We start from the raw sequence: 26,204 nt of genomic DNA on the forward strand, positions 1-26,204 counted from the left end.
GCAGCGGAGGCGCGGCCTAACATCGAGCGATGATCGTGCGGCGCGGGTTGATGGTGTTGATGCTGGCCGGGGTGACGGCGTGCGCGCCCCAGGGCGGGTCGACCACCACGGAGACGGTCACGACGCCGACCAGTCCGGGGACCAGTTCGGCGGCCGCATACACGGCGACGACGGTGGCGGTCAACGAAACCCGCGGCACCAACACCGTCGACGTGACCCTGCCCCAGCTGGCCGGCGGCGCGCCGGCGGTCCGGGACCGCTTCAACAGCGGTATGCGCGCGGCCCTCGAGGATCTGCTCGGGCCGGCCGTCGACACCACGATCAACGACGGCGAGCTGCTGGACGGCGGCGGCAGCCGGGTCACCGCGCTGGGCCCGAACGTGGTGGGCGGGGTGGCGATCTTCAATTGGTACGCCAAGGGCGCGGCGCACCCGAACAACAGTGTGGCGACCATCGTGATCGATGCCCGGACCGCGAAACCTGTTCTGCTGACGGATATCTGGACCGACCCGCAAGCCGCCGCGGACAAGTTGGCGACGCTGGTGACCCGGATCGACAACCGCACCGAGCCGGTGGAGCCAGCCCTGGACACCTTCCTGGACTGGGTGCCGACGCCGGAAGGGTTCCACGTCTACGTTCCCGTCGCGCACGTGTTGGGGGACTACCTGCCGGTGACGGTGCCGTGGAACGACATCGCCGATCTGATGACGCCGCAGATGCGGACCGCTCTGATCGGATAGCTCAGGAGCCCAGCTGGATGAGAGATTTCGCGACGGAACCGTAACGCTCCATACGTTCGCGATCGCCCAGGGCGTTGTACATCGCGATACGCGTTGCTATTCCGCCGTATTTCGCGGCCAGCGCGTCGGCCAGGCCGTCCCAGGTCGATTCGGTGGCAAAGGTGGCGATGTGCTCGTCGGTGATCTGGGCAGCCATGCCCGCGAAATCGCCGGTCTTCTGCTTCTCCCGGATCCTCGCCGTGGTGCCCTCGAATCCCGCCTGATCCCAGATGAACGCGTAATTGGGCGTGCTGCCATAGAAACTCATGCTGGCACGCACCAGTTCGCGCTCGCGATGTCGCTCCTCATCGCTGTCACCGACGATCGTCATGACCGGCACGATCAGCGCGATGTCCGATGGTGAGCGTCCCGACTTCGCTGCTCCCTCAGCCACATTCGGGATGACGTGGCGGGCGATGTAGCCGGGTTCGCCCAGCGGGTGGACGTGCACGCCGTCGGCAACCTCACCGGCCATCCGGAGCATCCACGGATTGACCGCGGCGACATCGACTTTCGGGTCGGGTGCGTCGATCGGTCCGGCGCTCCACTGCGGCGTGATGAAGTCGAGGTCGTAGAAATCGCCATGGTGATCCAGTTTTCCGGACCGGAACGCCGCGAAGCAGGCCTTGACCGCTCGGACGTAGTCACGCAGGCGCGGGCCGGGCGATTCGAAAGTGGCGCCATATCGGCGGACGACGTGGGTGCGCACCTGTGTGCCGACCCCGAGCCGGAACCGACCGCCGGTGCCCTCCTGCAGTTCCCACGCGCAGGCCGCGGTGACGAACGGACTGCGCGGAAAGGCGACCGCGACACCGGTCGACAGATCCAGGCCGGGTGCGGCCTGGGAAGCCACGGCGGCGTTGAGGTAGGCGGTGCGGCCGGTTTCGGTGAACAGCAGGCCGGAGAACCCAGCCGTCTGGACCTGTCGCGCGAGGTCGCCGATCTTGGTCAGTGGTTGCGGGACGGTCATCACGTCGACGTGCACGGGTGGAAGGTTACGCCGGGCGATCATTCGCGGGTGAACCCGGCGAGCAGCGCACCGCTCAGATAAGCGTGCCGCCAGATCTGGACTTCGACATTGACTTCATGGCGCCCGTCCCGGACCACCCATATCCGCGGGGCGGGGTCATGCGGAATCGTCTGGGCTTGCCACAGTTCGCGGAACGCGTCGTTGGTGAGGTTCTTCGCCAATGAGTCCGCGAGGGCTGCGTTGTCGGGTTCTGAGGCGCACCGCAACCGCCCGGTGGCAACCCACCAGTCCGCGATCTCGGACCAGTTGACGATGACGACCTTTGCCATCGGGTGCTCGAAATGCCAGTGCACCATGTCCCGCATACCCTCACAGCCGGGGAAGAGGCGGCGGAACTCCGAGTTGAAGTAGTTGCCGCTCGCCGAGATCCACGCGCGTGGTTCTGGTACGCGTTCCAAGTATTCGGCGATGTCGGGTTCGCCCGGCTGCCAGGTGGACGGCCTTCCCGCCAAGAGATACAGGTATCGCCTTTCCCACGCCGTGAGCCCGCAGGCGACAGTTATTGCCTCGAGGTCCGACAGATCGGGCTGGCAACGGCCACCCGTCTCGAGGCGGTAGATCCATTTTTGGCCGCGGTTGATTCTCAGGCCGAACTGCTCGACGCTGAGTCCGCTTCGCCGCCGCGCGGCCCGGACGAAATCACCCAGCTCGCTCACGAAATTCCCCCACCGTCAAAACTGGACCAAATTGGTCCACTCGATGCGTCCGCGCATCACCATGTCGTGCGACACGATGCTGAGCAACGCACCTGATCATAAGGCCGCAAAAACGTTTCTCGAGGTGGTCGAGGGGTCCATCTCGGGCTGGTTCGTTGACGCGGTCCCTGGGCGAACCATGCCCGGCAACTGCCTAGGCTGACCTAGGTCGAACTCGTGAACCGGATGGCTGCGAAGTGATCCCGCGCGGCGGCCTCGGCGAACTCCTGCAGGCTGGGAATCCGCTTGTCGCGGAACTTCACTCCCAACATGGACTGCGCGCGTTTGACGCCGTAGGACTGTGAGGCCCGGTGCGACAGGTCGGCGACGACGTTGGGGTCGGTGATGAGTTCACCGTGCATCGTCGTGGTTGTGCCGTCGGACAGCACCTGGGCGGTGGCACCATCGCGGAAGTTGTACTTCCAGGGCGCGGTGGTGATCGCATACAGCGCACCGTCGATGAAGTGCGCGCTCAGCGGGATGGTGTACGTGCGTCCGGTCTTGCGGCCGGCGACCGTGACGACCATTAGGTCATCGCGCATCGGGAACGGCAGCCGGGTGCGCAGCAGGGCCGCCAGCAGTGGATTGGCGATGCGCAACAGTGCGGCGGGCGGATGCGACAGGTAAACCGCGGGGGTCTGATCGGTCATTTCTCGACGGTATGGCGTGGATCCTGCTGTGTCGAGAGCGGTTACCGGTCGCGCTGTGGGCCGCCGGCGTAGAGCGCCGCGGCGACCAGGACCGGCTGGAAGAACAGCCGGATCAGTCGGGCCTGATCGCTGTTGAGGCCGAACGCGTCGGTGTGCTCCATGTACTGCGCGATGTTGCCGGGGAAGATCACCACGTAGAACGCGGCGAGCAGCCGGCTGATCAGCTTGCGGTGGTTGGGTAGCGCGAGAAATGAAGCGCCGAGGGCGATTTCGGCGGCCCCGGAGGCCAGCACGGTGACGTCGGTGTCGATGGGGAACCAGTCGGGCACCTGGGCGGTGAACTCCTGGCGGGCGAAGGTCAGATGCGAGACGCCGGCGAAGGTCATGATCGCGCCGAGGGCGATCCGGGTCAGGGTGCGCAACGGTGTCATGGGCTGAGCGTAGACGCTGCGGGTTCGGCTGGGCGGGTAACACCCGTCACTTCTGCACCGCCGCGGAGCGGGGGAAGTCTTTCTGCCCACCTCGGAGCGACATGGTGGGCACGCGTCGGGACAGTGCTAACTCGCGCTGGCCGAAGCAGCAGCCTGGTGTTGCGGCGCTCAGCAGGCCGCTCCGCGAGCGGAGTCCTTGAATAGTGTTGTACTGCAACATGTTCTCCCACGTCGGGCCCGATTGCTTGGTAGGTTGGCGGCATGGGGGCGGTACGTTGGCAATTCACAATCGATGACCTGCGCCAAATGCGCCATCTGGGCTGGTACAACTCTGGTTCCGAGCGCCGGGTGCCGGCGTGGTTCGTCGATGGACGCTTGGATCCTGTGCGGCTCAGTGAGTCGATACTGTTTCGTTCCGGGGTGATCGAACTGATAGTGATGTCCCGCGGTGAGTCGACATCCGGCGTCTCGATCACCGGACGGGGCGCCAACAACGAATCGTTCCTGATGACGTCGGCGGGACTGACGGTCGAGTTCGAGAGCTTCCCACGGTACGACAAGGACGACGGGCGGTGGGACCCATCCCCGCGCTGGGCCGGATTCCTCCTGGCCTGCGGAGCTCCGCTCGAGGTCTACGTCGGCGCCGACTCCAATGACGCAATTGCGGCGTTGCGATACGTCGAAGCGAACATGAGCTGGATGGCTGCGGACGCCGAAGCCCAGCGGGGCGCACTTCACCATCGGAACACAATGGAGAAACAGCACGACCTGAACGAGATCGCCCAGCAGTGGAAAATCAAGCCGCAGGAGTGATTTCCAAGATTCCTGCGAAAACATGTGGCCGCCAACGGATATCGGAGCTGAGGTGGTCGGCGCTGACCAGAAAGATCCAGCCGAGGAGAACGGCGATGCCAATCGGCAATGCCGGAACTCCGACGACCGTGATGGTACCCAGCGGCGGGAGGATGAACGGCGCAGCGCCCTTTACCCAGCCGACCATGCGACGGTTGTAGGTATCGAGCTTGCCGATGGCGGCAAGACTGTCGGCACTGGAGAGGTCCCGATTGCTCAGCGCGTCGCGGACGGCATCCACCTCGAGCCAATTGTCGAGTATGGGAACCAGGTGCTTCGCGGCCCGCTCTTCGATCTCGAGGATGTCAAACAAACCACCGATACCCTCGACGCCTTTGAACAAGATCTTCAGATGTTGCGTCCACTCACCGGCAAACAACGGCTGGATGAAATCAAGGGCGCGTTGGAGAAGACCGTGGACGACGTCGCCGAGTTGATGCATCGCCTGGGCGATCACGGGATGGTCGGCAGCAAGGAGCTCGACGACGTCAGGCACGCCCGTGAGCCCGACCTTCATGACTTTCACACCCGATCCGGCGGCGCGTTCCACCATGGTCGAGACAAGGTCGAGGGCTTCCGGGGGCTGCTTCTTGGTCCCTTTCAACCGATTCCACAGCCGCCGCCACCAGCGCGGACGCCGAGGCGGCGGGTGGGCCTGCACGGTGCCGGGCGGTAACGGGTGAGGTGCTCCCGCCCACCCCGAAGCGAATTCAGCAGTCATCGGCGGACCGTCGGCGTCGGTCGCAGGAGTGGATAGGTGCGTCAACGCCTCCGCTCGGTCCGGAAACGTCGCCGGTTGCGGAGTCCCGGCAAGGGGAAGCTGGATAGCAACTTCGACGGCCGACGTGTCGCGGTCCGCGTCGTCGAACGGCAGGAAGTGTGCGAGATCTGCCGCCGCACCGACCAGGAAGACCGCAACGGTGGCCTGGTCGATCGGGTTCGACGCGTATTCACGGAAGCTGTCCGCCGTTTCGCTGAACGTGCTGCCGGCCGCGGTAAGGTCGTCGCTGACTTGTCCACACGTCAGTGAGCCGTCCCGGACCTCAGTGTGAACGCGGTCGATCGATTTGCGCAGATTGCTCACGGCTTCGGCGACACGTTCGCGCGGATCGGGCCGCTCGGGGCCGGTATCGGTCATGGCCGCCCGCAGACAGTGCAGGGCGTGGAGTCTCGATCCGGTGCCTTCAGTGCACCGCGCGTGTTCGCCATAACAGCCCCCGGTTGACGGAGCCACTATCCCACATCCGGGGGTGAGTCGGAAGGGATCGGATATGGGCTTGCCCGTCCGCGGCTGCTATCGCGCTGCGGAGATCGAGAGTTCTCGTTGATCGTCGGCGCGAAAGCCGTTGGTGCCGTTGTTGGTTGGCTCGGGGACTGCCAGCACGGGGACATCGGTGTGCGCCAGCACTGCCTCGACGACGCTGCCCTGCAGCTGGCCCAGCAACTTGGAACGGCGATGCGGGCCGAGCACGACCACGCTGGCTCCGTAGCTCTCGGCTGTCTCGACGATGCCCTGCCAGGTGGGTGCCGCCTCGACCGCGAGGCTGCAGGAGGTGAATCCGGCTTGTTCGGCGATTGTCGCGCCGTGTTCTGCGGTCCGCTCCGCGGCACGGCGGACCTCACCGGCTTTGTCGGCGTCGAAATGCGTTGTGCCGATGGGCGTGAAGCCGACGTCGACGGGTCGCCACACGCAGAGCACGACGGCGTCGCGGCCGCCGGCCAATTGTGTTGCGGCGTGGGTGATCGCGCGGGCGGCGCGGTCGGTGCCGTCGTAGGCGAACAAGATCGGGCCCTTGGACGTTACCGGTGCCGTGGTGCGCTTTGCGGGCGCGGTCGCCGGTCGTGGCGGGAGGTTCCGCCGCAGCCGGGCCAGCAGCGGCGGGGAGTACCAGGCGGGGGAGTCGCCGTCGAGAATCTCGCCGAGATCCGGTGTCTGCGGGCGGGCGCCGCTGAGCATGTAGACGGTGATGCCGAAGATTGCGCCGGCGATCGCCAGGCCGAATCCGATCAGCAGCGCGGTGTCGGTGCCTTTGGTCAGGTCGTTCGATGCGGACAGTGCGACGTGGGCCAGGACGGGAGCCACCATGAACGCCGCGACGGCGCGGAGCAGCTCGATGATCGCGAAAACCCTTTGCAGGCTTGCCGATTGCAGCGAGAAGCCGGCGACGAACAATGCCGGGGCGACGGCTGCGCCGAGGGCCAGGCCCGTCAGCAGCGAGCCGAGCAGGATCAGCGGCACGTTGGTCGGCAGTGCGGCGCGGAACACCAGGATGCCCGCGGCCAGCAGCATCATGCCGACCAGCGGCAGGTAGTGCATGGCGCGGCGGGTGATGACGGCCCCGAAGACGACGGCCATCACGATGGCGCCGCCGAGCTCGGGCAGGTACAGCAGGCCGACCTGGACGGGGCTGAAGTGCTGCATGAAGACGTTGGCGGTCAGGACCGTTGCGGCCACCGAGGCGCCCGCGGCGAACAGCGCGACGCCGACGCCGGCGACCGGGATGGAACTGGTGAGCATGGTCCGCACGGTCAGCAGCGGCCGGGCCGCGCAGAACTGATAGACGATCAGGACGATGATCAGGGCCAGGCCGGCGAGCATCGGCGCTATTGCGGCGGGGTCGCCGAAGCTGTGGGTGGTCAGTTGGGCCGCGCCGATGAACGCGGCCGCACAGCCGACGGTGGCCAGGGCGATGGCGGTCAGGTCGGTCGGCGCGCTGGGGTCGGCCGGCGGGGCGTCCTCGAATGTCAGGACGGCCATGAGGAGCGCCAGCAGCGCGATACCGGCGACGATCCAGAACAGCGGCCGCCAGTTGTGGGCCTCGGCCTGCACGCCGCCCAGGAACGGGCCGAGTGCGACCGCGCCGAACACGCACATGTTCATGATGACGGCGGTGTTGCGCAGCTTGTCGCGCGGGAAGCCGATGGTCAGCGGGGGTGCCGCCGCGATCAGCAGCATGCTGGTGGCCAGGCCCTGGGCGATATGGCCGGTGACGAACATGGCTTGGTTCTGGGCTGCGGCAGCGAGTATTGATCCGGCGGCCAGCGTTATCGCGTAAATGACCAGCATGCGGCGTTGCGGCAGGTGCTGGGCGAACTGAACTGCCAAGACAGTCCCGACGGCATACGCGGCATTGCCCAGCCCGGAGCTCAGGCTCATCGCCTGGGCGCTCATGTGCAGCTGCTCGGAGATGATCGGCACCAACGGGTCGATCGCGGCCGATAGTGCCAGGTAGGGGATGAGCGCCAGAGTCACCATGGCGGCCACGGCCGGGTAGCGGCCGGCGAGGGGTCCTTGGCGCATCAGGGGAGCCTGGAGTTCGGCTTGCGAGGGGTCCGGTGGGCTGGGGCCATGTGTGGGGGCAACCTCCGGATGGGCAGGGTTGTTCCCTACTTGAGTCAACATCCAGCGTGAGAAGGCGTTTCATGCCGCGGCCTGCGAAAGTCGATCGTCATAACCGCAACCGTGTCGTTGCTCCGCGGTATCTTGCTCGGTGGATTGAAACTGACACTCGTGTAAGTGCGGCGCGAAGGCGCCAAGGGGGCATTGGAATGGCGTTGATCACCGGCTTCACGTACCGGAGCGACAGGACGGTCAGCTACCGAACGCGTGTTGATTGCGGGTGGGCCTTCGATCCTGGCGAGGGGCTACTGCAACTTGAGACCTACGCGTCTGACGGCACAACGAGCCAAATGCTCCAGATCGATCAGCAGCGCGCGGCCGACCTAATCCGCATCATGCGGAAAGCCTTTCCAGATTTGGGTCTATCGCTCTCGGGCGCAGCGAAAGAGGAGGGCTGATGTTGGACTCCGTGAACGGATTGCCAAATCTGGACTCGTTGTCCGCCGAGGATCCATACGTGAAGTTGTTAGCGCGGACGATTCGGGACAGCCCGTCGCTCACACTCGACGAAGCGGTCGCAGACTTGTGGGAAACGGTAAAGGATACGGGCAAGCTTGAAGCCGCGGCGTTGCAGATTAGGGAACTGAACGAGCTGATCAAGAATGCTCAGACGCCCACGTCAGTGGTGGCTGGAAACATCGAATCGTGGTATCCGGGCCCACGCGATTCAGACCGGAACTGGTCTGCTTTGGTAGGGATCCTCCGCGATGAGGGTTGGGATGCCGGGATGATCTCGGATCTCGATCAGTCTTCGACCAAGGTCATTGCGAATCTGCCGAACCCGGCGGGTGGCGGCGAATACCATTGTCGGGGTTTGGTCCTTGGCTATGTCCAGAGTGGCAAGACAACCAACTTCACTGCAGTAATCGCGAAGGCCGCGGACGCGGGCTATCGGTTGTTCGTCGTGCTTTCCGGCATTCATGACGCGCTACGCCAGCAGACTCAGGATCGTCTGAACGAACAACTCTGGGAGCAGAACAGCAACATCTGGCACCGACTCACCGATGAGGAAGATTTCCGTCCGACCGCGAATGTCGATGCCCTGCTTTCCACGCAACGGCAGTGCGTCCTAGCCGTTGTAAAGAAGAACGGTCCGCGACTCCGTGCACTGAAGAAATGGCTATTCTCTGCCCGTCCGGAGGTTCTCGCTGCCTGTCCGGTGCTGATCATTGACGACGAAGCGGACCAAGCGACCGTTAACACGTCGAAACCGGATCGGCAGCCGTCGAGTATCAACGGACTTATTCGCGACATTGTCAATAAGGTGCCGAAGTCCGCTTACGTCGGATATACGGCCACGCCCTTTGCGAATGTACTGATCGATCCGACTGAATATAACGATCTCTACCCACGCGACTTCATCGTTGACCTGCCGCGACCACTGCCGTACATCGGCCCAGAAGCGATCTTCGGCCGAGAACCGCTCGATTTCGATGCGGTCGATATCGAGGACGATGGCCACGATTTTGTCAGGTCGGTTCCGACGGAAGAGTTGGATGACCTCAAACCCAAGGGCGCGGCCAAACGAGCGGAGTTCGAACCGCGGATCACCGACAGCCTTGACGCGGCGCTGCGGTACTTCCTGCTAAGCACATCGGCAAGACGGGTCCGCGGCAAAGGAAATCGCCATGCGACCGCATTGGTTCATACGTCTCAGCACATCGATGTGCATGAACGCACCGCTCAGGCAATCAATGATCATCTGAAGCTACTGAATGCGAGAATCCAACGGGGAGATGCCGTCCTGCTCGATTCACTGGAACGTCAGTGGCTGGACGAATGTGAAAGGGTACCAGCGGCAGACTTTGAACTGACGACGATGGAATGGGAGACCCTCGCTGAGGTTCTGCCAGCCGTAGCTGAGGCTGCCGAGGTAATTGTCGACAACTCGCGAAGCACCGAACGGCTGTCGTTCGATGACGCGAACCCTCGCGTAATCGTTGCAGTCGGTGGCAATACCCTCTCCCGGGGATTGACGCTGGAAGGACTCGCGGTTTCGTTCTTTGTGAGAACAGCTTCCGCATACGACACCCTTCTGCAGATGGGTCGCTGGTTCGGCTACCGGATTGGCTACGCCGATCTCACCCGGATCTGGATGACTGACGAGATGCGCGGATGGTTCCACCATTTGGCGTCGGTCGAACAAGAGATCCGCTACGACGTCGAGCGACTTGAGGTCGAGCATCTGACTCCAGAGCAATTTGGCCCGAGAATCCGTACCCACCCGTCGTTGGCCATCACTTCTGCCGCCAAGATGCAGCATGCGCGAACCGCTGAAGCCTCTTACGCCGGCAGGAGGCTGCAGACAATCTTGTTCAATCACCGCAACCGCGAGTGGTTGGTGGACAACATCCAAGCCGGCCGGAACCTCCTAGCGGCCGCGCAACCGAGCCACGTCTGGAAACTGAGAGACGGCATCACGATCCTTGAGGGTGTCGACTCGCAGGATGTAGTGAGTTTCCTTTCCGCCTACCAGTTTCACGAGAACAGTCGCGATCTTGATAGTCCGCTGATCAGTCGGTACATCCTGGACAGACGTGAGGAGGGCGAACTTCTCCGATTCAATATCGCGATAATGGGTCGCGCTACGGATTCCGATTATCTGGGATCCATGGATGTTGGCCTTGACGACGAGGTCGGCTGTATCAACCGGGCGAGGCTGCTGCAGATCGGTGACACGACATACGCAGACATAAAGGCGCTCATGAGTCGCAATGACCGAGTGATCGACCTGCGCCTCCCTGTCGGGACCTTGACAGGCGACACCAAACCGGCCGACCTGGCTCGATTCCGGAGTGCCCCCGAGCGTGGTGGGTACGGAGACGGCTCAGGACTGCTGCTGCTGTATCCGGTTTCCAAAGACAGCCGTCCCGTCCGTGGGACAGCGAAGACCCGCGAGGCCTTGGCGGCGGAAGAGCATGTCCTCGGCGTCGGCCTGGTGTTCCCCGAAAGCCGTTCCACGAGAGCGAATGTCGAGTACGTGACCGCAGATGTCGCGTCGATGCCGGCGGTCGAGGTAGAAGTGCCCGACGATTCCGATGAACCCACAGAGCTGGAAGTGGAGATCACGTGATCGACGAGATCCGACTTGCCTACGCTGCGCTGGCAACCCACGGCGCGGTGGGACAGAACGGCTTGATAACCCTTCCTCTGCCATCCGCAAACGGTGCGTATGTAGGTCTGGACGAGCAGTCACACCAGCACCTGCTACTTGAGACTGACGTAGAGACTGAGGTGAATCCAGAGGTCACGACTCTCACCGTTACAAACCGTCACCTCAACATAGAGGGTCGCGAACACCTATTCTTAGATGTCGCTTGCCTTTTCGGTGCGCTCTCCGAGGTTTTCGATCATTTCTCAGCGGCCGTACTCCAGCGCATGCTGACTACAAGCGATAGTCCCGCCACGGCTGTCGCTGGCGTTTTGTCCGGATGGCGGAGCTTCCTGACACCACCGTCTGGGCCTCCAAGTCTTGACAAGGTTAGTTCGGTGCTGGGAGAGCTCCTGGTGGTCCGCGACGCGGTACAGCAGTCAGGCGTCGTCGATATCTCGTTCTGGACGGGACCATTTGGTCATCGACATGACATGCGCAGTAAAACAACAGCTCTCGAGGTGAAGACGACGCGCTCGCACACTGGATACCGCGTGACGATTCACGGCGAGGATCAGTTGCTGCCTCCGGAGGGGGTGCACCTCTACCTGCATCTGGTTCGTCTGGAATCGGTTCACCAGGGTGCAGTCCGCTTGCCGGCGCTTGTGGACGAACTGCTAGAGGTTGGAGTCATGGCGGAGCGGCTGTTCCAAGCGCTGGCCGCGAGTGGAATCGGGGCAGCAGATCTGCCAGCGACCGACAGCACAGCCTTCGAGGTGCGCGAACGCGTCACCGTTGCGGTGACGGATCAGACTCCTCGTATCGTTCCAGGCTCCTTCGTGGATGGCCAAAGACCAAGCGGAGTCGTCGATATCGCGTATGTGATTGATCTCGAGGGAATTCTCGATTCCGCAGTTGGCGATGCGCAATATCGCGAGTTGACCAGATCGTTGGCGACGGGTGTTGCATCGTGACTGTACTGCAGCGCTACTCCGAACCATACAGCGCAACAGGTGGATTGGCCGCCATCGGAGTTCTCAACCAGCTGGGGCGCCCAGACACCGAGCCGTTGGAGGTGTTGGTCCGAGAAGCTGTTCAGAACTGTTGGGATGCGAAGCGGCCGGACTCTCCTGGGATCCAGGTCGCCATCGGGCGTTCTGAACTCAGCCGAGAAGCTGTTGCCCTCCTGATGGGGCAAGTGCTTGTCGACCCACCGCCTGGACTCGGGCTCGGTGAGCAGCTTGTTGAGGGAATGCGGACGCTCTTTTTTGCGGATTTCGGCACCCATGGTCTTGCCGGGCCAACCAGAGCGGACCGGCCCGGAGAGCCAAGGGATTTCGTCGACTTCGTACGGAACATCGGTCAACCACCGGATAAAGATTTCGGGGGTGGGTCGTTCGGGTACGGCAAGGCCGCTTTCTACATTGCAAGCGCGGCTCGGACGGTCATCATTGATACGCTGTGTGAGCCGGAGCCCGGCCGCTTTGAGCGGAGATTGCTCGGCTGTGCGCTCGGGGAAACCTTCGATGATGGCGGCGTTCCGTTTACTGGTCGTCACTGGTGGGGCCAGGTTGAGGACGGAGTTCCAGAGCCAATATCTGGCAGCGCCGCGACGGAACTCGCAGAAGCTCTCGGTTTGCCTGCCCGGATCGGAACGGATGGGCTGGGAACGACCGTGCTGATCATTGCGCCGTCGGTGGCGATCGAAGACGACGACGGATCTGACTCCACAATGGATTTCATTGCCGACTGCCTGGTGTGGAACTTCTGGCCGAAGATGATCGATACACGCGGTGGCGTGAAGCACACGATGAAGTTCTCGTTGAGCGATAACGGAAAAGCGGTCCGAATTCCTGATGCGCGAAGCCACCCGCGGCTCCGCGGATTCGTCGAGGCGATGGACCGCCTGCGTGAAGAGCCCTCAGAAGAGGCGTTGGACGAATTCACGATCGACACGGAGATCAGTAGCCTGCGGCCCGCTCGCAAGCTGGGGCGGCTGGTGATAAAGAAGGGCCCCGTAGCTCCAGCAGATCTGCCTGACCGACCAGTACCGCGCGGCGCTCGCGCCACTGCGGCAGCAGTCCACCATGTTGCATTGATGCGGACACCTGAACTTGTCGTCACGTACCTGTCAGGGGCTGTTCCGCCAGCCGGTCGAATGGGGTACGCCGGCGTCTTCAAGTGCGCACTGGACGTCGATGATGCGTTCAAAGCGTCGGAGCCACCTACTCACGACGACTGGGTCGCACGTGCGGTGGTAGACAAACAGGCACGATCGCTAGTCAATATTGCACTGGACCGCATACTGGGGAAATGCAGAGTTGCAGCGGGCTATAACGCAGCCGTCGTAGATCTCAACAACGCTGACGCGATTCCTCTCGGCGAGTTCGCCGACGCATTGGCGACTTTGATGCCGGGTTTTGACGGGCCCGGAGCCAGGCGACCTGCAGCACAACAACGAGTTTCAACGAAGAAGAAGGGCCGCCGCGCACCGGGTCGGAGGGAAGTCGACGCCGCCACCGAGGACGTCTGGGTAGATGCGCCGTCCGCGGATGGTAATTCCCCTTCCGGAGGTGATGCCGGGCACCTGGAAAACTCCTCTAATGGCTCGCCCGGCTCAGGTGACGGGGCTACGTCGCCTCGGCCTCTACCGCCGCCTCAGACGCGGACAGCGGGGGAACCGATGCCTCACATCTCGGACGATGACACTGCCGTCATCGCCTACCCGTTTGAGCTGCGGACGAGGGGAAACCGCGTTCGCCTTTCGGCATTGGTCGAGATCATGACGAACGACGGCGGACTCGTGGAGGCTGAGCCGCCCGTCGGTTACGTCCCGCCGAGCGTGCACGGTTGGCTCAGCCCCAGCGGGATGCGATACGTCGGACCAGACGTCATTGTCGGGCCGGATGACGCAGACGGCAGATGGACTGTCGAGATTGCGCTCCGCGACGAAATGATGCGGGTCGATCTTACGGTGGACCGAGTATGAAGACTCCAAAAGCTGTCCCCTATCTTCTCCCCCCGGAATCCGTTGTATCCCCGAGCAATTGGTGCACCGCAGACGGATCGGAAGTCGGAGATAGCGTCGATCACTGGGATCCCTTCCTCGACCTGGATCTGGTCCGTATCGTCGAGGTCGATATCGACACTGTCAGAGAATCGTGCAGGTTGGCCGCTGATTCCGCGTTCGCGCTGACAGCGAATTGGTACTCAAACAGAACCAGAATCAGCGGTGAGGGAACCATCATCGAATTGGGTTGCTTGAGCGGCCTGATACGGACAGCCCTCGCCTTGACAGTCCCAGGCGCTGAAGCCGGTGGACGACTTACGTTGAAAACACAACTGATACTGCGCCACCCTGGCGCCGATCCTTCCCGCATCTCTCCGCGGCGGAGAGGAGCGATCCTCTGGAACGAGGAAATCAACGTTGCGCTCGAAGGTGGCGCAGCGCGATTCCCCATAACTGCAGTCGATTTCACCTCGATTGCTTACTGCCCAGACGACGCCGCATGGCTTCTCGAATGGAACCCCGACGACTTGGAGGCTCCGGTACTCGGGGGGCTGCGATTATTGGTCAACTCCGGCCATGAATCGATAACCGCGATGTTGCGGTCGGGGAGTGCAGATGCCCGTGCTGGGATGCTGAGATCCTTCGTCACCTTCGATGTGGCGAGGTCGCTCATCCAAGGCGCCCTCCGAAGTGAGCGGTTTGTCGACAGACCGGACGGCTTTGAGGACGGAACCATCGGCCGGATGATCGCGGACCTGATCACCTCATGTTGGCCGGGAGTTACCGTGCCGGCGCTGCGAACTCGAATCGAGGAAGATGCGGCACGCGTAAGCGCCGAACTCCAAGCGCGATATGGAGCAATAGCATGATTGTTCTCCCGCGCCTTGATCGCTATGCGGCCACCGAGTTGATTGCGGAGCACCGGTGTCGGGCTTTGGCAGAGATCAGCGGTGCGATGCCGGACCTATCGCGAGTGGTGACGTACAGCCCCGTGGGCGGTCGTCGTATCGACCAAAGTGACCTCGCCGAGCTGCGTGGAGCAGTCGTTGAGATCGCGACCGACTACGGAATGCCGGGTCGAATCAGCGATATCTCGGGATTCGAAGGACGTACCGCCCGCATCCTCCATGAGATGTTGCCGATGTCCGCCAACGAATCCTCGTACGAAGAGGTGTGGAGCTACCTAACCTGCTGCTGGTTGATGGACGTTGCGGTATGGCGTTTCGGGGAGGGTGCCGACGACCGGCGGTTCATAGGGAATATCAATCGCAACACATTCCGGCGACTGTGGTGGCGGGCCGAGATGCTTGGCACCGACATTGACCTCACCCAATTGGGTGAGGACGAGTTGGTGAACATCATGGAAAGGCCGAGCATCGCGCGCGACCGCCGGCTAGCTCGGACCGTGGCCATTGAATTCCTGGCCCGCGTCCATGACGGAGCGGCAGATTCCCGGATGCAATTGATGCGTGACGCGATGAAGCGGCTCCTCCGACTGACTCCAGTGGTCGCATTTCCGGGTCTATCAGATGAGGATCTACGGACGATTGTCGAGCAATGCTTTACCGCGGCCGCCGAAGGGGTCTCGGGCGGGGAACCCGAGCGTGCAGGACGCCACCGACTTCCGGCGCAGATCGAGACTGGAGAAGATCGTTGGGACATTCCTCATGTGAGTCCTGGGGTCACTGCCATCGACCGAATCACCATCCCTGAGACCGCCGGCTCAGTCGGTTCGGCACCAGCCGCGAGTCCCGAATTTGACAGCGTTGCCAAGACTGCTTTAGCGATCGCCCGGAACGCGGGGCGAGTGACCAACACGAGTCTGCGGGAGCTTGTCCCGATAACCGCAGGAGAAGCACGCGAAGTGTTGAAGGCACTTGTTCAGGACGGCCTACTCGCCAGCCGTGGAGTGCGGCGTGGCACCTACTACGTCCTGAGCGACTCATCCGCATACGTCGACAAGGCTTGGCCACCCAAGGCTGACTTCTCGACGGGCGTGACGGCCGCTGACCACCACACGGCGGTTCGATGATGAGATCGATGAGCGATGGGTGAGCCGGCATGGTGAGAGAGAGGCAGCTTCGCCGCGAAGGCCCGCAGCCCCTGAGCGAGGTCGTCAGCCGTCAGATGAGTGTCATGCCCACCAAGGACACGGGAACCGAGAAAGCGTTGCGCCATGAGCTCCACAAACTTGGCATGAGGTACCGGACGCACCTGCGTACCCTGCCGGGCAAACCCGATGTGGCCTTCACCCGGGCACGGATCGCGGTATTCGTGGACGGCTGCTTCTGGCATCGATGCCCAGATCACGGCACGTCTCCGAAGAATAATGCCAAATGGTGGGCTGAGAAACTTGAGGCGAATGTTGAACGGGACTACCGAAAGGACGCGGCCCTTCGGGAACTCGGCTGGCTGCCTTTCCATGTTTGGGAGCACGACGACCCCGCAGCTGCAGCGGCCACCCTTCACGCTCTTTGGCGACGACGTGTGGGCGAAACGACCGACGCCCTCACCGCAGACCCGCAGTATCCATGAGATCCTGGACTCAGAAGTAGAAAGGGGACGACCGTGGCCCGCATGACCGCAGTGGCACCGTCCGCAGCTCGTCTGACCGATTCACTCCGTGACATCGGTTACGACTTCAGCTCTGCTGTCGCCGATCTCGTGGACAACAGCATCACCGCTGGTGCGACTGAGGTGAACGTATTCATCGAGTTTGACGGTGATCAGTCCAGGGTCCTTGTTGCAGACAATGGGCAGGGGATGACTGTGAACGGTCTGACCGAAGCGATGCGCTTTGGTAGCCGGCGAGCCTACGGGCGTGGGGATCTCGGGCGGTACGGCCTCGGCTTGAAGACCGCATCGTTGTCCCAGGGACGTTCTTTGACTGTGGTGACACGTAAGGAAGGTGTCCGCAGACCGACCCTCACGCGTCAATTGGATCTTGATCTCGTGATTGAGTTTGACGATTGGCTGATCATCGATCCGGAGCGGACCGAAGTAATCGACCGTGCCCGGAACTTACTCGAAGACGGTTCAGGCACGGTGGTGATCTGGGAGAAGCTTGATCGTGTAGTTCCTTCTCGCAATGCAACAGGAGGGTGGGCCCGTCGGCGGTTCGAGACGATTGCCGACAAGGCGTCAGAGCATCTGTCGATGGTCTTTCACCGTTTTCTGGCGGGTGAGGCAAAAGCTGGTTCTGTGGTAATCACAGTCAACGGGAAGAAGCTGCATGCCTGGGATCCTTTCGCTCGCTCGGAGCGACGCACCAAAGAACTCGCCGAAGAAGTGTTCGAGATTCAACATGGAGAATCAACCGGCACGGTGACACTACGTCGATATGTTCTGCCGGGTCGGGACCAGTTCAGCAATCACACAGAGTTCGAAAGGCTCTCGGGCCCCCTCAAGTGGAACCGTCAGCAGGGGCTGTACACCTACCGCGCTGATCGCTTGGTGCAATGGGGCGGATGGTTCGGGATCCGTGGTATCGACGAACACACCAAACTCGCTAGGGCGAGTGTGGATTTCGACACTGATTTGGACGCAGCATTCAATATCAATGTTGCGAAGATGCGTGTGTCCATTCCTGCCCAACTGCGCCAGATGGTCGAGCGCCCCATCAACGAGATGTGCTCGATTGCTGATGAGGTGTATCGGAGGTCGTCCGGCTCCAAACCGGAGGGTGAGAAGCCAAAGCCGAGCAGCGATCAGATTGCTCAGGCCTCCGAAATAGGTTTGGCACTGCAAGCCGCAGCGCTGGAGGCAGGGGAGTACAAGGCCTTCAAGAAGATTGCCGGAGTCCTCCGCCAGTCGGATCCCGATATCGCTAGTGCCCTCGGTTTGTAGGCCGGCTTCAGCATTACACGGTCAGGAAACTCCGTCCTTTGCACAGTGTTTGGCGAGGGGGCACTCGTTGCAGGCCGGACTTTCCGGGCGGCATAAACTGTTTGCGAGTTCGATCAGGCCCAGATGTGCGCGACGCGCGTCGGGGCCGAACCCAATCATCCGGGCGACGGCCATACGTCCATCTGTCATCTTGTTTTTCCGGTCGACGGCATTGGCCTGAAATCGTCGGGCGACCCTCAGCACGCCCTTGGTAACCAAGACGGGTTCGTCGACCCCCTCGTCCTCGCACCCGATTGAGTTGCCTGGAACAACTAGGACCGCTAGATTGACGATGGAATCCGTAAGCCCTGTAACGCTTTTGATCGCGTCGGCTTGGCCATCGAGAAGGTCTTGCGACTGGGTCAACTCATCGGCGAGGGAGAGGACCGACGTGGCGCGACTGGCCCGCCCGACAACTTGGGCCATGTCGAGCAGACCTTCTCTGAGATCAGATTTCGAAGCCCGGTTTGTGCTCGTGGCGTGAAATTTTCGGAGTATGGGCCAAATCCTCCGGATCGAACTGCTAGATGCGCGATCGAGGAGAGTCTCGCCGGCGATGACCTCCCACCGAGAACCTGCCTCGATCCAGGGCACTGCAAGAGATCCCTTCCTGCTATCGAACCAGGACGCCAAGAGTTCCGCTATTTCCCGTGTCCGGGGGCCGGCATCGCCGGCTTTGTCGAGTGAAGCCAGAATCGCTTGCCCCATCACGTAACCCAGCTGGGGTGGGACCGCGTTGCCGATCTGGCGGAAAGCCGCGGAAGGCGGCCCATCGAACCGGAACGTGTCTGGGAAGGTTTGAAGCCGGGCTGCTTCGCGAACAGTCAGCGTTCGGCTCTGCCGGGGATGGATATACCAGTAACCGTCTTTGGCGATGTGAGCAGTGATCGTCCGGGAGAGGTCGTTTTCATTGAGGCGGTTGTACTTGTCATCGAAAATGTCACCGCGGTACCGCTGGTGCTCGGCGTTCAGATCGGTGTATTTAGTGTCGTGTGTCATCATCTCGAACGCTTGGCGGTCATCCTCGCGCACGGGTCGTGTGATGTGATCGAATACTTTCGCACTGTCAGACGCGGGCACGTCGGCGCGCATGTCGAGCTGAAACTGTGTTGAGGGGCCCGCGTATTTCGCCCAGCCGTCGGCACCGCCCTCGGGGCGCCAACCGCCTTCAACCTCCGGAAGGTCGCCGATTGCGTTCCAAACGGTGACCTTCCGCTTGGATTCGGCCGGCCAATCAAATTTGATGTTGCCCTTTAGCGCCACAAGAAGAAGCCGCTGCCGGAACTGCGGTACGCCATACCGCCAGGCATCAACAACCCGCTCCTCGACGCTGTAGCCAAACTGCTCAAGTGATTCGACGATGCTTCTCAGGATGAACATGTCGCGGTCGAGTGCCATGTCCGGCACGTTCTCCATTAAGACCGCACGTGGTTTAGCCACACGGACGATCTCAAGAAATGAAAGCCAGAGGTCACGGCGCCGGTCGTGCGGGTCACGAAGTCCCGATTCCACCTGGTGTCTGATCATCGACCGGCCAGCCTTCGAAAAAGGTTGGCAAGGTGGCCCGCCGGCGATGAGGTCGACACGGGCGGCCCGGCAGATCTCTGCTACCTCATGGACCTTTGTTGGATCGGACAGATCCCAGTCGACGGACATTCCCCCGAAGTGGTGCGCGTGAGTTCGGTTCGCGAACGGCTCATGGTCGGCTCCGAATACAACCTTGTAACCCGCCTTCTCCAGTCCGAGGCTGAGACCGCCGGCGCCGCTGAAAAAGTCGGCGGCGAGTAGCTCCCCCTGCCGTCGGAGCCGTTGCGCATATCGCAGGAACTTACGGACGTCGTCTGTGTGGTCTGTGTGGGGCTCGAGCTTGACGAAGGGACCGCGGACAAGGCGAACACCATAGGTGCTGCTCTTACGATGCTGTTCGGTCTTGCTCGGCACGATATAACAGTATCGGGCGGAACCGACACTCCGGGGTCTCGGCGTTCGGTGTTCCGTCCGGATTCAGTCGGCGGCCATCAGCTTGCGCGCAATCTGCTCCGGACAGTACCGTCTCCTCGTCGCAATGACCTTGTCGAGCCTTCCTGCCCACAACGTGGGCAGGAAGACTCTCATAAGCCATGGATCAACCGATCGGGTCATGCCACAAAGAGCGCTAACCTGCGGGGACTCTTGGCGCTCTGGTAATAAAGCTGTCCTTCTCCAGGCCCTTTTCGAGGACTCCCTCCTCCAACAGTCTCCCAACCCACAGCTCCGCTTGCCTGGTTGTAACGGCCAACGCTGTCGAGATGTCATCGATTCGGGCGGTATCGCCCGCGAGAATCCGGATGAGGTCACGGACTGTTTCAAATAGCTTGTCCTCCAGCCTATTTACTGGCTCACCAAGCGGTTCCTCAGCCGTGGATGCTGTGCTGTTCGATGAACTCCGGGCGCGCGACCCGCTGACTGCATCGGTTGGTGCCGCCGCCGCAGCTACGGCCGAAGGTGGAGGTGATGCGTCGTCGTACACACCGCTGTTGTCGACGCTTGCATCGGCCTCGGGAAACGGCAAATTAGGTTGCGCCTCCTCGGCGGCCCCGTCGGCTGCGTTAAGCAGGGATCGAAAGTCCTCGGCACTGGTGGGGTTCGGCCATCGGTGCGCACCTTTGCGCGTGAGGCCTTCGAGTCCGTCCGACTCAGGACCGGTCGACCTTACATACACGGGCACGAGGTTCAGCTTGGTGAGCTGCTCAGCTGCGCCAGCCCAAGTCCCACCCTTCTCCAAGTCAGAACTCACGACAAGAGAAACGTTCGACAAGGCATAGATGAACTTGTTGCGGCGCATGGCATTTCCGACGTTGAATCCCGCTGCCGGATCGTACGGAGATAGCAACGTCAGCTGCTTCGAGAGAAGCATGTCGCGGTTGTAGCGTGCTACCACGGCCTTCTCCAGGCCGTCCGCCAGTACGCCGACGGCTCGCCCGCCGGCATCCAGCGCTCCGTGCATGGCGGCCTGGTCGATACCTTTGGCCCCGCCGGAAACAATGGCACTTCCAGATCGAGCCGCGAATGCGCCAACTGCCTGTGTGTACCGCACAAGCTCGTCGTTGACATGACGGGAACCGACGACCGCCAAGCCTCCCGAGTTCAACTCCGACACTTCACCGCACCCGTAAAGCAACGCAGGTGCGTCGTTCTTCAATCGCGACTTCAGGATTCGCGGGTACTCGGGATCTGACCTACTGATGACCCAGATTGCGCGCGAGTGCCAGCGTTCGAGTGCCTGGGCCAAGAGGAATCCGCGGCTCAACAGACGTTCAAGACGGTCCGTTTCGATCACCTGTCCGCAAGTGCGGACCGCCTTGGTGCCATCTGGGGAGACTAAGTCGGCCGGGGTGAGGTGGTTGTTCTGCAGATGGCGCACGAGCCGGGTGTATTGACCCGGTGTGAGTAGATCAGGTGAGGACTTGCTCTTACCGGCTATGAGAGGTGCGGTCAGCAGGAGGATGGCTTCGGTATTGGGGCTCAGTGGTCGAGTCATTCATCACCACCAGCCCACGCGAGCGCCAGGGGGTAGACCGGCCCACTCCCTGCGCTTTGTAACAACCATGCCGCGATCGTCATCGTCCATTGTGAATCGACCATATCGTCGACGAGCAGAACCGGCCCGGACAGAAGTGCTGTCTCACTGACCGCGAGAGACCCGTCGACATTGCGAGCCTGTTGCGCGCTGTTGTTCATCGTCTTCTGAGCGGGCCTAGCGGCGACCTTCGTCAGGACGGGACGAAACGGCAGGTCCAGAACGTTAGCAAGGCGCTTCGCGAAGTCGGGAACGAGTTCAGGGTGACCAAGGGACGGCATGGCCGTCACCCACATCGGTGTCGGATCAGGTGACCATTCCTCAAACATCATCGCGCACGCCTCAACAAGTTCGTCGCCGAAACGGTCGTCTCGGTACTTGTTGCTCTTCACGATCGATCCCCAGCCCGCGTCGCCCCAAATGCACAGAGCCCTACCCGTCTGCGCCCGCCGTTCCGCTGGAATTTTGGTATTGCTTCTGACGCCGTACAAAGGTAGCCCGCCCTCCGGCCACTTCTTTCGAGGTTCGATCGCGACGTGGGTCCGTCGTAGAAATTCTGTGGCTTCGAGGAGGAGGCCAGCGTCGACCTCCGCCGGCAAGGGAGGCAGCGCAGGTGGTAACACAGCGCCCGCGTCACCGTCGAGCGCATCGATCAGGAACGTCATGTGTTCCCCGAAGGACAGCGCCACATATTCCTGCATCTGATCTCGCTCGTTGCGTCTCTGCTCGGTTAGTCGATCAGCGCGGCTCCAGAATTCATCGCTCAGCGTCGTCGCTGTGAGCTGCCACTTGCTGCCAACCTTCGTGATCGGGGCTGGTGATTCCAGCATCAGGAGTTCGATCACCTTGTCGATCCTGCTCTGGCGCACGTTGACGCGCGTCGTCAAGCCTTGTGTTGAAAGGCCGTCCGGATGTGCCTCAAGTTGTCCGAGGACGGCCGCGACCTCATCACGAGTAGGAAACGCGCTCTTGATGAACCATCCCGTGATATCCGCGTCCTCTGACCCGCTGAGCAGCACTCCGTACGCGGAGTCGATCGCGCGCCCGGCGCGCCCGACTTGCTGGTAGTAGGCGACCACCGATCCCGGGGTCTGGAAGTGGATGACGAACGCGAGGTCCGGCTTATCGAAACCCATGCCGAGCGCCGTGGTCGCCACAAGGACCTTCACCTCGTTGTTCAGAAGTTCCCGCTCCAGAGCTTCGCGCGCATCACCTGACTTGCTGGTGTAGGCCCTTGCCGTTATATCGCGGCTTTCCAACCAGTCGGCCACCAGGTGGGCGTCTCGAACTGTCAGGGTGTAGACGATGCCGCTTCCCTCGATCGTCTCGAGGTGCTCGGCGAGCCACGCCAGACGAGCCGCCTGGCTCGGCAGGGCGATCGACTGGAGAGAGAGGGAGGCGCGGCTCAACTCGCCGCGTATCACGTGAAGGTTGGGACCCAGAACGTCTTCCAAATCGCGCATGACGCGATCGTTCGCCGTTGCGGTTGTCGCCAGTACTCGCAGGTTCCTGGGGAGCGTCGTAATGATCCGCCCGAGCAGGCGGTACTGCGGGCGGAAATCGTGTCCCCAATCGGAAATGCAGTGGGCTTCGTCGACGACCAGTAGCGCGATGGTTCCCGCCACTGGAGCGAGTACGTCTGATCTGAACTGGTCATTCGCGAAGCGCTCCGGGGTGACAAGGAGAATGTCGACCTTGTTGGCGATGAAATCGGCTTCGATCTGCCGTTGGGTGGCCTCTGGTATCTCGCTGTGCAGGGCCTCAGCTGAGAGTCCCATTCTTCGGGCAGCTTCGATCTGGTTCCGCATCAGGGCCAGCAGCGGCGACACGAGCAGTACTGGTCCGAGCCCCGCCTCCCGTAGCAACTTCGTCGCGATGAAGTAGACGAAGCTCTTGCCCCACCCAGTCCTCTGAACGACCAGGAGCCGACCACGGCCTTCGACGACGTGCGTGATCGCGTCAATCTGGTCGTCGCGAAACTCGGCGTCAGGGATACCGGAGCCCGCACGCAATAGCTGCAGAGCTCTTGCCTTCTGGAACCTCACCACTACGACGCCCTTTCCCTCGTAGCGATAGTAGGAGCGCGATCCGACATGGAAGTCGGATCCGCTTGTCGATACCACTCCCGTCGGCGTAGCACCGGCAAGGCCATCAGATTGATCCGCTCCGGCGTGTCGGGAGCCTCCGGGATTTTCAGGCGATTTATCCGGATATTCCTCGACGCGGAAGCGCACATGTGACCGCTCAACCTCAGTAGCGAGAAGGCTTCCGTGGCCTGAACCGGTGCGTTCTCGCCACCAGCACCGCGGGGGCCTCCCCGAGCAGCCCGTACCGTTGCACCGTGAATTCGATCGATCCGGACAAGCTCGCAACCTGCCTGGAGGTGCTGGCCGACGTTCGGTCACTGCCGCCGGAGCACCCGGACGTCGTGGCGGTGCGCCGCGCCACCGCCGGTGTCTTCAAGGCGGTGAAGCTGGCCCGCCGGCACGCCAAGCGCGATGCGGTGGCCGCCGCTGACCGGGCCGTCATCGCCGCCACCGCCACTGGGGCGCCCGGCCGGATCGACGATGAGACCCAGGGTCTGCCCTTGGTGTCGACCGCGGCCGGTGCGTCGGCGGGCACGCTCCTGCGCTCGCGGGCCTGCTACATCTGCAAGAACCATTACGTCGTGGTCGACGCGTTCTACCACCAACTCTGTCCGGACTGCGCCGCGCTGAACCGGGCCAAACGCAATGCCCGTACCGACCTCACCGGCCGCACCGCCCTGCTCACCGGCGGGCGCGCGAAGATCGGCATGTATATCGCGCTACGACTGCTGCGCGACGGCGCGCACACCACCATCACCACCCGATTCCCCAACGACGCCGTGCGCCGTTTCGCGGCGATGGACGACAGCGCCGACTGGCTCCACCGGCTGCGGGTGGTCGGCATCGATCTACGCGACCCGGCACAGGTGGTGGCGCTGGCCGACGAGGTCGCCGCCCAGGGACCGCTGGACATCCTGATCAACAACGCTGCCCAGACGGTGCGGCGACCGCCCGGTTCCTACGCGGCGCTGGTCGAAGCCGAGCGCACCCCGCCCCGGGAACTGGTAGACCGGGTCGACGTCGTCACCTTCGATCACGTCAGCGACGCGCATCCGCACGCGTTGGCCGGAAGCCTCGCTGAGCACCAAACACCGCATGCGGTAACGGAATTGGCCCTGCAGGCCCGCAGCGCATCACCGGAGCGAATCGCCGCAGGCACCGCGATCGACGCCGGTGGCCTGCTCCCGGACCCCAGTGCGATCAACAGTTGGACCCAGCGCGTACACGAGGTCGATGCGATGGAACTGCTGGAGGTCCAGCTGTGCAACCAGACGGCGCCGTTCATCCTGGTGAGTCGGCTGCGCCCGGCGATGGCCTCATCGCCAGCTCGTCGCAAGTATGTGGTGAATGTGTCAGCGATGGAGGGCCAGTTCAGTCGTCAGTACAAGGGTCCGGGCCATCCGCACACCAATATGGCCAAGGCCGCGCTGAACATGCTGACCCGGACCAGCGCCGGCGAGATGCTCGACCAGGACGGCATCCTGATGACCGCCGTGGATACTGGGTGGATCACCGATGAGCGGCCCCACCCGACAAAGCTGCGACTGGCCGACGAAGGGTTCCACGCGCCGCTGGATCTGGTCGACGGCGCGGCCCGGGTGTACGACCCGATCGTGCGGGGCGAGGCCGGCGAGGATCTGTATGGCTGCTTCCTGAAGGACTATTCGCCGAGCAACTGGTAGGTGCCTGTCGCCGCGATCGAGACGTAGTGCGCGGGATCGATCTTGCGCTCACCGGACCATCGGTACGCCGTCAGCGCTCCGTCCTTGACGGCGCTGAAGTCAACGCAGGCGGTGTAGTCCGTCCAGTCGTGCAGGTACTTGGGCAAGCCCTGCCGCCAGTAGTGCCCGTAGAACACGGGAACCTCGTTGCGGTAGACGAAATCCGTCTCGCTGCGAGCTACTTCTAGCTCGGGCAGCGCGGGGTATGGCTCGCCGGATCCGGTCGTGAAATTGCCACCCATTTCGGCGAGTTCACGCAAGGTCCGGGCGTCACTGTTCCACCACTGCAGTCGGGCACTGTCACGGGGATGGCCGTCCTTATCGTGGTACGGCGGATGGTCGTGGTCGACCAGGCTGATTTCGGGCCCCTTCAGCAGCGTCTCGGTCGCGCGGTAGAGCTCGGTGCTCCTGTCGGTCGCTTCGACCAGATTGCGTACCTTTGTGAACGGTGTCGAACCGTAGTGCTGTTCGACGAACGCAACCGAGTCGGCATGCCAGCAGGCGTGGACCACCCGTACCCCGCCGAGATCCAGCCACATCGGAATCGTGGTGAACCACTGCAGGTATCGCTCTCGATCCGTACCTGTCACCTGGTCGAGGAACGCTCTGTGCTGATGCGCGTTCTTTTCGGAGTATTCGTTGTCCGGATCGTCGTGCGGACGCAGGAACTTGCCGCTTCCGGTGGGCGATTCGGTGGCGTAGGCGAGTGCGTTGAACTCGTGGTTGCCCATGACAATCAACGTACTGTCGGCATCGACCATCGCTTTGACGATCTCCAATACGCGTAGTTGTTCGTCGCCTCGGTCGATGAGGTCGCCAACGAAGATGGCCCGGCGGCTGGGGTGGCGGTATTCGCCTGTCGCGCCGTTGATCTGGTAGCCGAGAGCGGTCAGCAGTTCCTCGAGCTGGCCGGCGCAACCGTGGACGTCGCCGATGATGTCGTAACCCGTCATCCTGTTCCTCCTCCTGCGGTGGCAGTGCTGCATGTGAAAGGTCGCGCCGAACCAGCACAAT

The 26,204-nt window shown here is 62.4% G+C and carries 21 protein-coding genes; 11 read left to right on the forward strand and 10 right to left on the reverse strand.

Features of this window, described 5'->3' with window-relative positions; translation table 11 throughout:
• Positions 1–29 precede the first annotated feature (29 nt).
• Entirely contained in the window at positions 30–740 is a 711-nt protein-coding gene (locus U0R18_RS19675; RefSeq protein ID WP_526371585.1) for a hypothetical protein, read from the forward strand.
• Between the two features lies 1 nt (position 741).
• Here U0R18_RS19675 and U0R18_RS19680 read toward each other — a convergent pair whose 3' ends face one another.
• The 4 genes from U0R18_RS19680 to U0R18_RS19695 all read right to left on the reverse strand — a co-directional run bounded on the left by U0R18_RS19680 (position 742) and on the right by U0R18_RS19695 (position 3,585).
• Positions 742–1,764 (reverse strand): TIGR03617 family F420-dependent LLM class oxidoreductase, encoded by a 1,023-nt coding sequence (locus tag U0R18_RS19680; RefSeq protein WP_526371587.1) that lies wholly within the window; start codon positions 1,762–1,764, stop codon positions 742–744.
• 23 nt (positions 1,765–1,787) lie between these two features.
• Positions 1,788–2,465: a helix-turn-helix domain-containing protein gene (locus U0R18_RS19685; protein ID WP_526371589.1), complete on the reverse strand. Its 678-nt coding sequence runs from the start codon at positions 2,463–2,465 to the stop codon at positions 1,788–1,790.
• Between the two features lie 203 nt (positions 2,466–2,668).
• Complete coding sequence (locus tag U0R18_RS19690; RefSeq protein ID WP_526371591.1) at positions 2,669–3,154, reverse strand: hypothetical protein; 486 nt, start codon at positions 3,152–3,154, stop codon at positions 2,669–2,671.
• Between the two features lie 41 nt (positions 3,155–3,195).
• The gene (locus U0R18_RS19695) at positions 3,196–3,585 is read right to left on the reverse strand and encodes a DoxX-related protein (RefSeq protein WP_526371593.1); all 390 of its coding nucleotides are present in this window, start codon (positions 3,583–3,585) and stop codon (positions 3,196–3,198) included.
• Between the two features lie 420 nt (positions 3,586–4,005).
• Here U0R18_RS19695 and U0R18_RS19700 point away from each other — a divergent pair, with 420 nt between their 5' ends.
• The gene (locus U0R18_RS19700) at positions 4,006–4,398 is read left to right on the forward strand and encodes a hypothetical protein (RefSeq protein WP_526371595.1); all 393 of its coding nucleotides are present in this window, start codon (positions 4,006–4,008) and stop codon (positions 4,396–4,398) included.
• Here U0R18_RS19700 and U0R18_RS19705 read toward each other — a convergent pair.
• Together U0R18_RS19705 and U0R18_RS19710 are read right to left on the reverse strand one after the other, a co-directional pair.
• The gene (locus tag U0R18_RS19705; protein ID WP_526371597.1) at positions 4,382–5,575 is read right to left on the reverse strand and encodes a hypothetical protein; all 1,194 of its coding nucleotides are present in this window, start codon (positions 5,573–5,575) and stop codon (positions 4,382–4,384) included. The two genes, U0R18_RS19700 and U0R18_RS19705, sit on opposite strands and share 17 nt — an antisense overlap.
• A 156-nt stretch (positions 5,576–5,731) precedes the next feature.
• Positions 5,732–7,738 (reverse strand): MFS transporter, encoded by a 2,007-nt coding sequence (locus U0R18_RS19710; RefSeq protein ID WP_526371599.1) that lies wholly within the window; start codon positions 7,736–7,738, stop codon positions 5,732–5,734.
• Positions 7,739–7,986: 248 nt separating this feature from the next.
• Here U0R18_RS19710 and U0R18_RS19715 point away from each other — a divergent pair, with 248 nt between their 5' ends.
• From U0R18_RS19715 to U0R18_RS19750, 8 genes are all read left to right on the forward strand, one after another.
• Positions 7,987–8,235, forward strand: coding sequence for a hypothetical protein (locus tag U0R18_RS19715; RefSeq protein WP_526371601.1), 249 nt, complete (start codon positions 7,987–7,989; stop codon positions 8,233–8,235).
• A complete protein-coding gene (locus tag U0R18_RS19720; RefSeq protein WP_526371603.1) occupies positions 8,235–10,910 on the forward strand; it encodes a Z1 domain-containing protein in 2,676 nt (891 codons plus the stop codon). The genes U0R18_RS19715 and U0R18_RS19720 overlap by 1 nt, the downstream gene beginning before the upstream one ends.
• Entirely contained in the window at positions 10,907–11,902 is a 996-nt protein-coding gene (locus U0R18_RS19725; RefSeq protein WP_526371605.1) for a PD-(D/E)XK motif protein, read from the forward strand. The genes U0R18_RS19720 and U0R18_RS19725 overlap by 4 nt, the downstream gene beginning before the upstream one ends.
• Positions 11,899–13,917, forward strand: coding sequence for a hypothetical protein (locus tag U0R18_RS19730; RefSeq protein WP_526371607.1), 2,019 nt, complete (start codon positions 11,899–11,901; stop codon positions 13,915–13,917). Before U0R18_RS19725 ends, U0R18_RS19730 begins: the two co-directional genes overlap by 4 nt.
• Entirely contained in the window at positions 13,914–14,807 is an 894-nt protein-coding gene (locus U0R18_RS19735) for a hypothetical protein (RefSeq protein WP_526371609.1), read from the forward strand. The genes U0R18_RS19730 and U0R18_RS19735 overlap by 4 nt, the downstream gene beginning before the upstream one ends.
• Positions 14,804–15,970: a DUF6339 family protein gene (locus U0R18_RS19740; RefSeq protein WP_526371611.1), complete on the forward strand. Its 1,167-nt coding sequence runs from the start codon at positions 14,804–14,806 to the stop codon at positions 15,968–15,970. The genes U0R18_RS19735 and U0R18_RS19740 overlap by 4 nt, the downstream gene beginning before the upstream one ends.
• A gap of 104 nt (positions 15,971–16,074) precedes the next feature.
• Entirely contained in the window at positions 16,075–16,473 is a 399-nt protein-coding gene (locus U0R18_RS19745; protein ID WP_526371613.1) for a very short patch repair endonuclease, read from the forward strand.
• 42 nt (positions 16,474–16,515) lie between these two features.
• Complete coding sequence (locus tag U0R18_RS19750) at positions 16,516–17,784, forward strand: ATP-binding protein (protein WP_526371828.1); 1,269 nt, start codon at positions 16,516–16,518, stop codon at positions 17,782–17,784.
• A gap of 21 nt (positions 17,785–17,805) precedes the next feature.
• Here U0R18_RS19750 and dcm read toward each other — a convergent pair whose 3' ends face one another.
• The 3 genes from dcm to U0R18_RS19765 all read right to left on the reverse strand — a co-directional run bounded on the left by dcm (position 17,806) and on the right by U0R18_RS19765 (position 23,616).
• Positions 17,806–19,764, reverse strand: coding sequence for a DNA (cytosine-5-)-methyltransferase (dcm, locus tag U0R18_RS19755; protein ID WP_526371615.1), 1,959 nt, complete (start codon positions 19,762–19,764; stop codon positions 17,806–17,808).
• A gap of 214 nt (positions 19,765–19,978) precedes the next feature.
• On the reverse strand, positions 19,979–21,343 hold the full coding sequence (locus U0R18_RS19760; RefSeq protein WP_526371617.1) for a DNA-processing protein DprA: 1,365 nt from the start codon (positions 21,341–21,343) through the stop codon (positions 19,979–19,981).
• Complete coding sequence (locus U0R18_RS19765) at positions 21,340–23,616, reverse strand: RecQ family ATP-dependent DNA helicase (RefSeq protein WP_526371619.1); 2,277 nt, start codon at positions 23,614–23,616, stop codon at positions 21,340–21,342. Before U0R18_RS19765 ends, U0R18_RS19760 begins: the two co-directional genes overlap by 4 nt.
• A 107-nt stretch (positions 23,617–23,723) precedes the next feature.
• On the opposite strand from U0R18_RS19765, the gene U0R18_RS19770 reads away from it, so the two are divergent.
• Complete coding sequence (locus tag U0R18_RS19770) at positions 23,724–25,151, forward strand: SDR family NAD(P)-dependent oxidoreductase (RefSeq protein WP_526371621.1); 1,428 nt, start codon at positions 23,724–23,726, stop codon at positions 25,149–25,151.
• Here the strand turns inward: U0R18_RS19770 and U0R18_RS19775 are convergent.
• Positions 25,130–26,143, reverse strand: coding sequence for a metallophosphoesterase (locus U0R18_RS19775; RefSeq protein WP_526371623.1), 1,014 nt, complete (start codon positions 26,141–26,143; stop codon positions 25,130–25,132). The two genes, U0R18_RS19770 and U0R18_RS19775, sit on opposite strands and share 22 nt — an antisense overlap.
• Between the last annotated feature and the right edge of the window lie 61 nt (positions 26,144–26,204).

It is taken from the genome of Mycobacterium sp. (assembly GCF_046330795.1).
GTDB lineage: Bacteria > Actinomycetota > Actinomycetes > Mycobacteriales > Mycobacteriaceae > Mycobacterium.